This is a genomic window from Mycolicibacterium hippocampi (assembly GCF_010723735.1).
Classification (GTDB): Bacteria; Actinomycetota; Actinomycetes; order Mycobacteriales; family Mycobacteriaceae; genus Mycobacterium; species Mycobacterium hippocampi.
The window spans coordinates 1,356,125-1,369,807 of sequence record NZ_BLLB01000002.1 but is presented as its reverse complement, the minus strand read 5'-3'; the positions used below and the strand labels follow the sequence as shown (position 1 = coordinate 1,369,807).

The 13,683-nt window shown below is 67.5% G+C and carries 10 protein-coding genes; 5 read left to right on the top strand and 5 right to left on the bottom strand.

What is annotated here, in order from left to right; genetic code table 11:
* Together G6N53_RS07595 and G6N53_RS07590 are read right to left on the bottom strand one after the other, a co-directional pair.
* Positions 1-660, bottom strand: a complete 660-nt coding sequence (locus G6N53_RS07595) for a PaaI family thioesterase (RefSeq protein ID WP_163887921.1) — start codon at positions 658-660, stop codon at positions 1-3.
* Complete coding sequence (locus G6N53_RS07590) at positions 657-1,952, bottom strand: adenylosuccinate synthase (RefSeq protein ID WP_163887920.1); 1,296 nt, start codon at positions 1,950-1,952, stop codon at positions 657-659. The genes G6N53_RS07595 and G6N53_RS07590 overlap by 4 nt, the downstream gene beginning before the upstream one ends.
* Before the next feature lie 102 nt (positions 1,953-2,054).
* On the opposite strand from G6N53_RS07590, the gene G6N53_RS07585 reads away from it, so the two are divergent.
* Positions 2,055-2,657 carry a peptidase M50 gene (locus G6N53_RS07585; RefSeq protein ID WP_163887919.1) on the top strand — a complete coding sequence of 201 codons (603 nt, stop codon included), beginning with the start codon at positions 2,055-2,057 and terminating at the stop codon, positions 2,655-2,657.
* Between the two features lies 1 nt (position 2,658).
* On the top strand, positions 2,659-3,438 hold the full coding sequence (locus G6N53_RS07580) for a site-2 protease family protein (protein WP_163887918.1): 780 nt from the start codon (positions 2,659-2,661) through the stop codon (positions 3,436-3,438).
* Between the two features lie 8 nt (positions 3,439-3,446).
* Here the strand turns inward: G6N53_RS07580 and G6N53_RS07575 are convergent, their stop codons facing one another.
* Positions 3,447-4,589: a polysaccharide pyruvyl transferase family protein gene (locus tag G6N53_RS07575; RefSeq protein ID WP_205390324.1), complete on the bottom strand. Its 1,143-nt coding sequence runs from the start codon at positions 4,587-4,589 to the stop codon at positions 3,447-3,449.
* Positions 4,590-4,672: 83 nt separating this feature from the next.
* On the opposite strand from G6N53_RS07575, the gene G6N53_RS07570 reads away from it, so the two are divergent.
* Positions 4,673-5,569, top strand: a complete 897-nt coding sequence (locus G6N53_RS07570) for a cation diffusion facilitator family transporter (RefSeq protein WP_163887917.1) — start codon at positions 4,673-4,675, stop codon at positions 5,567-5,569.
* A gap of 10 nt (positions 5,570-5,579) precedes the next feature.
* On the opposite strand, the gene G6N53_RS07565 is transcribed toward G6N53_RS07570, so the two are convergent.
* Positions 5,580-5,996, bottom strand: coding sequence for a DUF3151 domain-containing protein (locus tag G6N53_RS07565; protein ID WP_163887916.1), 417 nt, complete (start codon positions 5,994-5,996; stop codon positions 5,580-5,582).
* A gap of 100 nt (positions 5,997-6,096) precedes the next feature.
* On the opposite strand from G6N53_RS07565, the gene G6N53_RS07560 reads away from it, so the two are divergent.
* Positions 6,097-6,900 (top strand): Rv0361 family membrane protein, encoded by an 804-nt coding sequence (locus tag G6N53_RS07560; protein WP_163887915.1) that lies wholly within the window; start codon positions 6,097-6,099, stop codon positions 6,898-6,900.
* On the opposite strand, the gene fbaA is transcribed toward G6N53_RS07560, so the two are convergent.
* Entirely contained in the window at positions 6,897-7,931 is a 1,035-nt protein-coding gene (fbaA, locus tag G6N53_RS07555; protein WP_163887914.1) for a class II fructose-bisphosphate aldolase, read from the bottom strand. The two genes, G6N53_RS07560 and fbaA, sit on opposite strands and share 4 nt — an antisense overlap.
* Before the next feature lie 258 nt (positions 7,932-8,189).
* On the opposite strand from fbaA, the gene G6N53_RS07550 reads away from it, so the two are divergent.
* Complete coding sequence (locus tag G6N53_RS07550; RefSeq protein WP_163887913.1) at positions 8,190-13,595, top strand: cadherin-like domain-containing protein; 5,406 nt, start codon at positions 8,190-8,192, stop codon at positions 13,593-13,595.
* Positions 13,596-13,683: the final 88 nt, after the last annotated feature.

Here is a 13,683-nt window from a genome sequence, read left to right as displayed (position 1 = left end):
TCAGGGCTGGCCGGGCAGGAGCCGGATCATCAGCCCGTTCGCCTCTGCCAGCAGTCGGCCTTGCGGGTCCCGTAGTTCGGCGTTGACGAAGGCTTTACGCCCCTGCGCCTCGCGCACCCATCCGCGCGCGGTCAACACGGTGTCGGTGGGCGTGACGTTGCGATAGTCCACGTGCAGGAAGGCGGTCCGGCTGATCGGGCGGCCGGCGGCGTGGATCACCATCCCGAACACCGAGTCGAACAGCAGCGGCAGCACCCCTCCGTGGACTGCGGAGTTGCCGCCGACCGAGAACCGGCTGAACGTCACCTCCAGCTCCACCCCGTCCGGCTCGAAGCTGATCACCTTGTACGGCGGCATCAGCAGGCTGCCGGCCCCCGGCAGCTTGGGCACCCGGTTCGCCGGGCCGACACCCTCGGGCGCTTCGAACGGACCCAGCAGCCCGACCAGTTCCTCGGCGAGGTCCGCGGCCCGCTCCCAGGTGTCGGTGTCCGGATCGGCCGACACAGCCAGGTCCTGGGCCCGGCGCATCGCCGAGAGGAACCGGCCGAAACCCGGACCGGGCTGCGCCGGCTGGAAGTTCGGGAAACCGCCGTGCCGGTCGTACTCGGGATCGACCGCCCTCGGATCTCCCGCCTTGTCGCTCCTGGCGTCCGCGGTCACTTGGCGGCCAGGATGTCGCGCCGGACGATCGTCTGCTCGCGTCCCGGTCCGACACCGATACACGAAACATGCGCCCCGGCAAGCTCTTCGAGCCGTAGAACATAGTCACGCGCCTTGGCGGGCAGCTCGTCGAATGTGCGGCACCCGCTGATGTCCTCCCACCAGCCGGGAAGTTCCTCGTAGATCGGCTCGGCGCGGGCGATGTCACTCTGGGTCATTGGCATGTCATCGGTGCGCTTGCCGTCGACGCGGTATCCGACACACACCGGCACCGCCTCCAGACTCGACAGGACGTCGAGTTTGGTGAGGAAGTAGTCGGTGATGCCGTTGACCCTGGTCGCGTAGCGGGCGATCACTGCGTCGAACCAGCCGCAGCGACGGCGGCGACCGGTGGTCACGCCGATCTCGCCGCCGGTCTTCGCCAAATATTCACCGTTGGCGTCGAACAATTCGGTGGGGAACGGTCCCGAGCCGACACGTGTCGTGTACGCCTTGAGGATCCCCAGCACCGTGGTGATCCGGGTCGGGCCGATGCCCGAGCCCACCGACGCGCCGCCGGCGGTCGGATTCGATGACGTGACAAATGGATACGTGCCGTGGTCGACGTCGAGCAGGGTGCCCTGCGACCCCTCCAGCAGCACGATCTCGCCCTGCTCGAGCGCTGCGTTGAGCAACAGTCGGGTGTCGGCGATGCGGTGTTTGAAGCCCTCCGCCTGCGCCAGTAGGGCGTCGACCACCTCGGCGGGGTCCAGCGCCTTGCGGTTGTAGATCTTGACCAGCACCTGGTTCTTGAATTCCAGTGCGCCCTCGATCTTCTCGGCAAGAAGAGTGGGGTCGAGCACATCGGCGACCCGAATCCCGATGCGGGCGATCTTGTCCTGATAGCAGGGTCCGATGCCGCGGCCGGTGGTGCCGATCTTCTTGCTGCCGGCATACCGTTCGACGACCTTGTCGATCGCCACGTGGTACGGCATCAACAGGTGGGCGTCGGCCGAGATCAGCAGCTGCCCGGTGTCCACTGCGCGCGCCTCGAGCCCCTGCAGCTCGCTGAGCAGCACCCCGGGGTCGACGACGACGCCGTTGCCGATGACGTTCGTGACGCCCGGGGTCAGGATCCCCGACGGGATCAGGTGCAGCGCGAAGTTCTCCCCCGTCGGCAGAACGACCGTGTGACCGGCGTTGTTGCCCCCCTGGTAACGAACGACCCATTGGACGCGACCACCGAGAAGGTCGGTGGCCTTACCCTTGCCCTCGTCGCCCCACTGGGCGCCGATGAGGACGATTGCCGGCATGGCATATTCTCCCGCTGTCTCCTGCTGGTACTGCGCTCAAATACTGTGCAGCCGGTGAGCCACCCTATCCGACCTGATCGAGCCCCGTTTACGAGGAGCAGATTGGACGCATCGCAAGTCGCGGTTCTGCGCTTCGGCGGGCGCCGGATCCCCGGGGCGCTGCACGGCCTTCCCGTCGTCGACACCGACGCCGTCATCAACCGTGACCCCGACTGCCGCCGCATCGTCGTGGTCGGTTCCCACGCCGATCTGGCGTCGGTGTTGACGCGGCTGCTGCGCGCCGACCGGCTCGACGTCGAGGTGGCCCACGCGACGCGGCGGTGGCAGGGACGGCGGGCGCTGACCGGCGCCGCAAACCGGGTGCCGCTGATCCGCGACGAGACCGGCACCGTCGTCACCGCGTCGGCCTACTGGCTGCCGCAGCAGGACGCCCACACGATCCGCGGCGAGGCGGTGGTCGACGACGAGGTGCTCTTCGACGGGGAGGTGACGGGGGTGCGGATCGAGCCGACCGCCGCGATGCCCGGACTTCGCGCCTGCGTGCTGTCGGGCCGGATGCGACCGAAGCGCTGGGTGGCGGGACGGGCCGCCCAGCTGGGGACCACCGGCGCGCTGGTGGTCCGCGACGGCGAGCCGGCGCCGCGGCCGGTGCGGCGCTCCACCTTCTACCGACATACCGAGGGTTGGCTGCGGGTAGCTTCATGAGGTGAGCATTCGCCCACTTCACCAGTCGGTGCGCCCCAGTCCGGTCTTTCTGGCCATCGTCGCGCTCACCGCCGCCGGTGGGGCCGTGGCGTGGTATTCGGCGCAGCAGGTCCGGCCGATCGCCTATGTCGGCGTCTTCGTGTTCGTCATCTTCGGCTGGCTGGTGTCGCTGTGTCTGCACGAGTTCGGTCACGCCTATACCGCGTGGCGGTTCGGCGACCGCGACGTCGCCGTGCGCGGATACCTCACGCTCAACCCGTTGAAGTACTCCCATCCGCTGCTGTCGCTGGGACTTCCGGTGCTGTTCATCGCACTCGGCGGCATCGGCCTGCCCGGTGGTGCGGTCTACGTGCAGACGGCATCCATGACGCGCCGACAGAAGACGCTGGTCAGCCTCGCGGGTCCGGCCGTCAACCTGGTTTTTGCGGTGCTGCTGCTAGCGCTGATCCGGCTGTTGTACGACCCGGCGCATTCGGTGTTCTGGGCCGGCGTGGCGTTCCTGGGTTTCCTCCAGATCACCGCGCTGCTGCTGAACATGCTCCCCATCCCGGGCCTCGACGGGTACGGAGCGCTGGAGCCGCACCTGAGCGCCGAGACACAGCGCGCGGTGCAGCCGGCCAAACAGTGGGGCTTTGTCATCCTGCTGGTCCTGCTGATCTCGCCGGGGCTCAACCAGTGGTTCTTCTCGGGGGTGTACTGGCTTTTCGACCAGTCGGGGGTGCCTTCCGCGCTGTCGTCCGTCGGCAGCCAGCTGACCAGGTTCTGGTCGGCGTGGCTGTAGCCGGGCCACTAGCGGTACAGGGCCTGGGCCACGGTTCGCTTCTGCATGCTCAGCCGGCGCACGGTCTCGGGCACGAACCCACCGGCGCTCGGCCGTTCCGGCACCTTGCCCAGATCTTCCATCAGCGTCCAGCCTGATCCGAGCGTGATCAGCGACCGGTGTTTGGGGGCGTAGTAGTCCGGGCTGATCGAGATCGCCACACCGGCCGCCCCGGCACCGGCGGCCAGCAGGTGGGGGTGAAAACGGGTGGAGATCCACGTCTGTGCGGCCGACACCGGCAGGCCCGCCGCCCACACGTCGACGAACGGCAGGAAACGTGCGCCGGGCAGTTCATGCTCGATCAGCGCGTACACCTCACGGTCGACTCGCGGGATGCCTTCCACGACGCACACGTCCTCGCCGGGAACCTGCCACCGGCGCAGCATCGACAACGCGGCACCGGCGACCGCCCCGGTGCCGGCATCGTTCATGTCGGACTGCAGGCACACCATCACCTCCGGCGGACGGGAATCCGGCCAGACGTCCTGCGGGCGGCACACCCGGTGCTGCCCGATGGGCAGGAACGCGTCGTCGACGCCGGGTTCGACGCCCAGCAGCTCAGCGGATTCCACGTCGCGCACGTCGACGACGTCGAAGCGGTCCGCCAGCGCCTCCAGCAGGGGCGCGGCACCCGCGGGCTCCGGCACCAGGCCCTGCCCGGTCATCGCCGCGCGCGCCCCTGAATGGCGAGCCGCCGCCGCAGCGCCCGCCAGCAGACCGACGTGCCGCGGCCAGATCGCGTTGACGTACCCGCCGCCCACGACGTGCACGACGTCGAGTCGATGCAGCAGCGCGATGCCCTGGTGCCAGCGGGGCGCCATGCCGGGGTTGGCGACAGCGTCCTGCACCCAGGCCGCGACCTCCCACGGGTCGTCGGACGGCGCTTCCCAGCACAGCCGCCACAGCGTGTCGACGAACCGCACCCGCGGATGTGCCTCCCCGAACAGCAGCTGGGTGGGTCCGGGCGAGGGCGTGTCGACCCAGACCTCGGCGTTCGGTGCGACATCCCGGAGGTGACGCAGCCATCCGTCGAGGATCAGCTCGTCGCCGTAGTTCGGAAAACCTGCCGTGGCGACCAGGTAGTACACAGGAGACTCCCAGGTTTGCGCCACTCACGGATGCTACCGAGTGCCCGCGGATCGCGACGACCAGCCGGGCTTGTCATACATGCGAATTTCCGCATATATTTCTGCCCATGGGCGCGGGACACGATCACGGACATGCGGACACCCGTGTCTCCCGGATGCTGCTCGCCGCGGGCATCCTGTCGATCTTCTTCGTCGTCGAACTGACCACAGCGCTGGCGATCAACTCGATCGCGTTGCTGGCCGACGCGGGCCACATGCTCACCGACCTGGTGGCGATGTTCATGGGACTGACGGCGGTGCTGCTGGCCAGGCGGGGCAGCACCTCCCCGTCGCGGACCTACGGCTGGCACCGCGCCGAGGTCTTCACCGCGGTGGCCAACGCCGCGCTGCTGCTCGGAATGGCCGGCTTCATCCTGTACGAGGCGTTCGAGCGACTCGGCGACGCTCCGGAGATCCCGGGCGTGCCGATGATCGTCGTCGCGCTCGCGGGACTGCTGGCCAACGTCGCCGTGGTGGCCCTGTTGCGGTCGCAGTCCAAGGACAGCCTCGCGGTCAAGGGCGCCTACATGGAGGTCCTCGCCGACACCGTCGGCAGTATCGGGGTGCTGATCGCCGGCATCGTCACGGTGACGACGTCCTGGCCGTACGCCGACGTCGTCGTCGCCGTGCTGGTGGCGCTGTGGGTGCTCCCCCGGGCCATCTCCCTGGCCCGGGCCGCGTTGCGGATCCTGTCCGAGACGTCGCCGAGCCACATCGACGTGGAGGAGTTACGCACCGCCCTCTGCCGCGTCGAAGGTGTCACCGAAGTCCATGATCTGCACGTGTGGACGCTGGTACCGGGCAAGGACATGGTGACCGCGCACCTGACGAGCAGGCGAGACTCCGCGCGAGTGCTCGACGACGCCCGTGCCGTGCTGACCGCACGTGGCCTCGACCACGCGACGGTTCAGGTGGAACCGCCCGATGCCGCCGCGGACTGTGAGTGCGAAACCAACAACCGGTAGCCGGATCGGGTCAGGGCAGTCCGAGTTGCCCGCGGGCGGACGGATCACAATCGTCGAGCAGGTCCAGGCACCGCTGATACTCCGGGGCCTCCCCGATCGCATCGGCCGCCCGGGCCAGCGCCGCCACGCACCGCAGGAAGCCACGGTTGGGTTCGTGGAAGAACGGCACCGGACCGAAGCCCTTCCACCCGTTGCGACGGAGTTGATCGAGCCCGCGGTGATAGCCGGTACGAGCGTAGGCGTATGCGGTGACCGCCTTGTCGTCGCGGAGCGCGTCCTCGGCGAGCAGCGCCCACGCGATCGACGCCGTCGGATGCGCCGCGGCCACGATGGCCGGGTTCTCCGCGGCGTCCAGTTCGGCCTCGGCCGCGGGATCACCGGGCAGCAATACTGGTTCCGGTCCGAGAAGATCGCCCATCCGAGTCATGGACCCATTGTGCAGTGCGGCCGTGGGCGCGCGTCACCGCGGATGGCTAAGCTTCGCCCTAGCATCAGCCAGGGAAGGACCAGGGAGGATTTCAGCAGGGATGTCGAACCCCACAGGGCCTGACCAACCGGACGAGACCACCGACGCTGCTGAGCAAGCCGGTGACGCTGCGCCACCGGCAGACGCAGAGGCCGAGACGGAGATCCTGCCGGAACCGGATCACGACCACGAGCCCGCCACCGAGGTCATGGCACCCGCCGAACCGGGGGCGCAGGACCAGACGTCAGAGGAGCAACCCGGTGAGCGGCGCTTCACCGCGCCGTCCGGGTTCGACGCCGGGTCGACGCAGATCATCGACCGGCCCAACGAGCCGGCCACCGAGGTGTTTGCCGCTTCCAAGCCTGTTGCCCCCCAGATGATTCCGCCCCGTGGCGGCGAGGCACCGAAGCCGCCACAGAAGAGCCGCAGCTGGGGCTGGGTGGCGGCGATCGTGCTGGTCATCGCGGCACTGGCGGCCATCGCGATCCTCGGAACCATCCTTCTGACCCGCACGTCGACGCCGGCGGTGTCCCAGGAGGACATGGTCCGTTCCACGATCGAGGAGTTCGACATCGCCGTGCAGAACGGCGACCTGTCCACGCTGCGCAGCATCACCTGCGGGGCCACCCGCGACAGCTACGTCCGCTACGAGGAGCAGGCCTGGGCCGACACGCACTCCCGGGTGGCCGCGGCCAAGCAGTACCCGGTGGTCGCCAGCATCGATCAGGTGGTGGTCAACGGCGACCACGCGGAGGCCAACGTCACCACCTTCATGGCGTACGCGCCGCAGACCCGCTCGACGCGAAGCTTCGATCTGGAGTTCCGCGACGACCAGTGGAAGATCTGCCAGGCGCCTGCTAGCTAGGCCGTGACGCTGCGACCCACGCTGTGCAGGTCGTTGCACGCCTCGACGACACGCTCGCTCATCCCGGCCTCGGCCTTTTTGAAGTAGCTGCGCGGGTCGTAGACCTTCTTGTTGCCGACCTCTCCGTCGACCTTCAGCACGCCGTCGTAGTTGCTGAACATGTGTCCGACGATCGGCCGGGTGAACGCGTACTGGGTGTCGGTGTCGACGTTCATCTTGACCACGCCGTAGTTGAGCGAGTCCTCGATCTCGGACTTCAGCGAGCCGGATCCGCCGTGGAAGACGAAGTCGAACGGCTTGGAACCCTCGGGGAGGCCGAGCTTGGCCGTTGCGACCCTCTGACCCTCGGCCAGGATCTCCGGCTTGAGCTTGACGTTGCCCGGCTTGTAGACACCGTGCACATTGCCGAAGGTGGCGGCCAGCAGGTACTTGCCGTGCTCACCTGCACCGAGCGCCTCGATCGTCTTCTCGAAGTCCTCGGCCGTGGTGTACAGCTTGTCGTTGATCTCGGCCTCGACGCCGTCCTCTTCGCCGCCCACCACGCCGATCTCGATCTCCAGGACGATCTTGGCAGCGGCCGCCTGCTTGAGAAGTTCCTGCGCGATCGACAGGTTCTCGTCGATCGGCACCGCCGAGCCGTCCCACATGTGCGACTGGAACAGCGGGTTGCGGCCCTTGGCGACGCGCTCGGCGGAGATCGCCAGCAGCGGCCGGACGTAGGTGTCGAGCTTGTCCTTCGGGCAGTGGTCGGTGTGCAACGCGACCGTGATGTCGTACTTGGCGGCGACGACGTGCGCGAACTCGGCGAGAGCCACGGCGCCGGTGACCATCTCCTTGATCCCCAGACCGGACGCGAATTCCGCACCTCCGGTGGAGAATTGGATGATGCCGTCGGAGCCGGCATCCGCAAAGCCCTTGATCGCGGCGTTGACGCTCTCGGACCCGACGCAGTTGATGGCAGGGAACGCGAAGGAGTGCTCCTTGGCACGACCCAGCATCTCGGCGTAGACCTCGGGCGTGGCGATGGGCATGACGGGTTCCTCTCGGCATCTGCACGTGCAAGTCCGACCAGTATCGCAAGAATCGCCGGCCAGGGTGCGCCGTCGCCGATCTGCGGGGCTTCCTGCCACTTGCGCGAGGGTCAATACATAGGGTTTCACCCGATTCGCTCCTGCCGCCCCGGACCTAGCGTCAAGTGACCATCAGGCACCGTTCGGGAAGGCAGTCACATGGAGTCGGCGAAGTATGTTTCACGAGTTGGCGGATTAGCGGTAGCGCTCGGCTTGGGGATGGCAGCAGCGACCATCCCCGGCGTCGCTCTGGCCGACTCCTCCAGTGGATCCAGCTCGTCGGGTTCGTCATCTGGCTCGTCGTCGTCCGGCTCGTCGTCGTCCGGTTCGTCGTCGTCCGGTTCTTCAAAGTCGTCCGAGCGCAAGTCGGACAACGCGTCCTCCCGCGAAACCGACTCCTCGGACAACGAGTCCGCGGATGACGACTCGACCGACACCGACACCGACACCGACACCGACACCGACACCGACACCGACACCGACACCGAGTCGGATTATGACCTCGACACCGACACCGATCTGGACGAGACCGACACGCCTGCCGACGACGAGTCCGATGCCGACGAGCAGGACGACCCCAAACCCGTCGACGAAGACACCGATCCGCCGGCTGAACCGGCACCCGTCCCCGCGAAGCGCGATCCGGCCCCCGCGGCCGTCACCACACCCACCAGCCAAACCAAGCGCCCTGCACGTGCTGCCACGCCGGCACTCGTCGAGACACCCGAATCAACGGACACCCCAGCCGCCGCCCCGGCCGAGGCCGCCGTGGCCGAGACGTCACGTTCGAGCGCGGCCGCCGACACCTTCACCGCAGCAGCGGCGCCCGCCGACGATGCGAGCGCGATGGCGGACGAGGCGCCGGCCAAGGCGCTTCAGGCCCAGCCGGGCACCTTCATCAGCGTGGCCACCACCATGCTGTCCACGGCCCTCGCACCGTTCGCGGCTCCCAATCCCGCGCCCGCAGCGCCGGCGCCCTCTCCGGGCCTGTTGGCCGTGCTGGCCTGGGTGCGCCGCGAGATCGAGGCCACCTATCAGGACGTCAGCATCTCGATCGGTGGGGTGTCACTGGTGCAGCGCGGCACCGCGATGGCCACCTCGGAGGGCTTCGGCTCACTGGCCATCGCGTGGGGCGCCAACAGCACCGCGACCGCCACCGGCCTGTTCAGCATGGCCATCGTGGACGGTGACGACGGCAGCGCCACCGCGGACGGCAACTTCAACAAGGCCCGCGTGAACGGTGACGACAGCACCGCCAGGGCCGCCCAGGGCGGGTTCAACACCGCCCGCGTCTACGGCGACGAGAACACCGTCGACGTGTCGGACGGAAACTACTCGACGGCACGGGTGCGCGGCGCCGGCAACGTCGTCGCAAGCACAGGTGCACGCAACGACGCGACCGTATACGGCGACACCAACTCGGTGCTGCTCGCCAGCGAGAACGGACGCGTCTCCGTCTACCTCAACGGCGACAACAGCAGTGCGACCGCAATCGCAGAAGACGGCACCGCATCCATACAGCTCACCGGCACTGGCAGCGACGCCATCGCAACCGCCGCAGGCGGATCTCGTGCCAGCATCACGATGAATGCCGACAACGGTTCGTCGTCAGCCAGTGCCCACAACGACTCGTACGCGCGCATCACGATGTACGGGGACGGCAGTGTGGCGCTCGCCGACGCCGACATGGACGGTCATGCATCAGCGCGCATTGTCGGGGACGACAGCAGGGCCAGCACCATCGCCTCCGCAGGCACCGCGTCGACTCGGATCGTCGGTGACAACACCCTCGCCACGAGCAGCACCAGCGGAGGCACTGCCACGACGCGGGTGATCGGTGACGACAACGTCGCCGCCACCAGCGCTGTGGCCGATGAATGGGCCCGTGCCGCCGTCTACGGAGACGGGAACGCGGCGGAGGCCACCAACGGCGTTGCCGTCATCAATGGCGACGGCAACGTCGCTACTTCAGTCGACACCGGAAGCGTCGTTCGGATCCAGGGATACGACAGTGCTGCGACCGCCGACGGAGGCAGCACCGCGCTCTCCGTGGGCAGGGCCAATACGGTCAACGCCATCGGCGAGGACAACTACGCATTCGTTCTGGGTGCGCAGTCGATCGCCACAGCCGGTCCGGGTAGCGACAACACCGCGATCGCGATCGGAAACAACCTGATCGCTGATACCGGACCCGGCGACGGAAACATCGCGTTCGGCCAGCCCATCAGCCCGGACAACAATGCTCCGGTCGCCGGTGCGCCCGGCGCTCCCACCGTCGACCCCGAAACAGGCGTCGTCACAGGCACAATGGGCTTCACCGACCCCGACGGCGACATCCTCGCCTACACCGTCAGCGACGGACCCGGCAACGGTGCGGTCACCATTGACGCCGTCGCCGGCACCTACACCTACACCCCGGCCACCCGACCGGAGTTCGGCGAACCGGACGGCACCGCCACCTTCACCATCGTCGCCAGAGACCCCGAGGGCCTCACCGCCAGCACCGACTTCGACGTTCCTGTCGCCGCGCTGCCGGCACCCGACAACCAGGCACCACAAACCGGACAGTCCGGCCCCTGGCAGATCAACGAACAAACCGGCGTGGTCACCGCAACCCTCGGCTTCACCGACCCCGACGGCGACGACCTCACCTACACGGTCACCGACCAGCCCGACAACGGCGTCGTCACCGTCGACAACGCAGCCGGGACCTACACCTACACCCCCGCCACCCGACCGGAGTTCGGCGAACCTGACGAAACCACCACCTTCACCGTGGTCGCCACCGACCCCGACGGCCTCACCGCCACCAACACCATCGGCCTGCCCATCGTGGCGCTGCCGGCCCCGGGTAACAACGCACCAGTCGCCGGCACCCCCGGAACCCCGGTCGTCGACGACGAAACAGGCGTCGTCACCGGCACACTGGGCTTCACCGACCCCGACGGCGACACCCTCACCTACACCGTCACCGACCCACCCGCCAACGGCAGCGTCACCATCGACGCCGTCCTCGGCACCTACACCTACACCCCGGCCACCCGACCGGAGTTCGGCGAACCCGACGGCGCCGCCAGCTTCACCGTGCTGGCCTCCGACGGCGAACTCACCGCCAGCACAACCTTCGACGTCCCCATTGCCGCGCTGCCAACCCCTGGCAACAACGCCCCAGTCGCCGGGACCCCCGGAACCCCGGTCGTCGACGACGAAACAGGCTTCGTCACCGGCACACTGGGCTTCACCGACCCCGACGGCGACACCCTCACCTACACCGTCACCGACCCACCCGCCAACGGCAGCGTCACCATCGACGCCGTCGCCGGCACCTACACCTACACCCCGGCCACCCGACCGGAGTTCGGCGAACCGGACGGCACCGCCACCTTCACCATCGTCGCCAGCGACCCCGACGGCCTCACCGCCAGCACCGACTTCGACGTTCCTGTCGCCGCGCTGCCGGCACCCGACAACCAGGCACCACAAACCGGACAGTCCGGCCCCTGGCAGATCAACGAACAAACCGGCGTGGTCACCGCAACCCTCGGCTTCACCGACCCCGACGGCGACGACCTCACCTACACGGTCACCGACCAACCCGACAACGGCACCGTCACCGTCGACAACCAAGCCGGGACCTACACCTACACCCCCGCCACCCGACCGGAGTTCGGCGAACCCGACGAAACCACCACCTTCACCGTGGTCGCCACCGACCCCGACGGCCTCACCGCCACCAACACCATCGGCCTGCCCATCGTGGCGCTGCCCGAACCGGACAACAACGCACCCGTCGCCGGCACCCCCGGAACCCCGGTCGTCGACGACGAAACAGGCGTCGTCACCGGCACACTGGGCTTCACCGACCCCGACGGCGACACCCTCACCTACACCGTCACCGACCCACCCGCCAACGGCAGCGTCACCATCGACGCCGTCCTCGGCACCTACACCTACACCCCGGCCACCCGACCGGAGTTCGGCGAACCCGACGGCGCCGCCAGCTTCACCGTGCTGGCCTCCGACGGCGAACTCACCGCCAGCACCACCTTCGACGTCCCCATCGCCGCGCTGCCAACCCCCGACGCGACACCCACCCTGCAAGGAATTGCGCAACTGCCGGGAGATCCTTCAGGTCCTGTTGTGGTGGGTCCCGACGGAACTGCCTATCAATCGGTGGTCTTCGGCCTCGGAACCTCAAACCAGCACACGTCGGTTTACGCGCTGAACCCAGATGGATCGGGGGCGCTGGAGACTGTCGTCGACATGGCCGAGGGAGGGGCAGACAGTGGGTTGATGTTCGCACCGGAACGGTACGTCTTCCAAACCACGTTCGACTACGACAGCCAGACAGGCTACCTGCTGGTGATCGACCTGCAGAACCCCGGGACATTCGCTGCCGTGGGGCTCGGCAGCGGCCGCGTTTTCGACGACGACGTGTCCATCAGTCCCGACGGCTCTGCCTACGTGTTGACCGGCGGACAACTGCTCGTCGTCGACCCGGAGAACACCTCTGCCCCAGTGTCAATCGACCTGACAGGTACCGCTGCAGACGGGCCTGTGGTGTTCAATCAGCTGAGCGGCACTCCCTACGTGGCCGAAGAGTCCGACGATGCCGAAGAACGCGTGCAGCTCTTCGAAATCGACATCACCTCGCCCGACGATCCGCTGATCTTCGTCACCGAAAGCCCGGGATCGCTGCCGGCTGACGGTTTGGTGTCCGGGCCGGACGGTTCCATCTATCTCACGACGTGGTCGGTAGACGGCGACACCGCGACCACCCACGTCGTCGTAATCGACCCGGACAACCCAGGCGTACCAGTGCAATTCGAGATGACAGGTACCGCGTTCAACGGAGTCGCGTTCGGGCCCGACGGCGACGTTTATCAGGCTGCCGCCACGATATCCATCGAGGGGGACGACTTCTCCAGCCTCCAGACCACAACGGAAATAATGAGAATCGACCTGAACCAGGTCGACGATCCAGAAACCTATGAGGTACTGGGCGCACTGGACGGACCGATCATCGTCGGACCAGGCGGCATCATCTACGCCGGTGTGACGGTCAGCGACTACACCAACTTCCCCGACATCACCACGATCTACCAGTTGGTCGTGATCGACCCGCAAGATCCCGACGCTGCCTTCGCCGTCGAACTAAACGGCCCCACCATCATCAACGGTGACTTCCAAACCAGCAATGTGGCCATCGGACAGGATGGCCGAGCGTACATCGCCGTGACCACCGAAACCGAAGTCGGCGGCGACACCGTGTACACCACGCGCGTGACGGTCGTCGATCCGAACAACCCGGAGGGCACGATCCAGATCGATCACGCAATCGCCGGCGCACCGCCGAACGAGGGCAGCCAGGTCGCCGTCGACGGCAACGGGCTCGTGTACGTGACCACGCAGACCCTGGGAGAAGACGGATTCGTCACCCACGTGACGGTCATCGATCCGGGAAACGCCACGGACCAGGTTCTCGCGACCTACGACATCGATGGTCCTGCGGTCGGTGGTCCCGTTGTCGATCCGGGCAACACTGCCTATCAAACCGCCGTCGGCGGAGACATCGATGATGAATCCACCAACGTCGCAGTCATCGGTGTGGCTCCGGTCGACTAGGTAGTCGATCAGGTATCGGACATATCCGAGATTGCGCTGAGGGTCGTGCCGGGTCAACCGGTACGACCCTCAGTGGATGGGCGCCGAC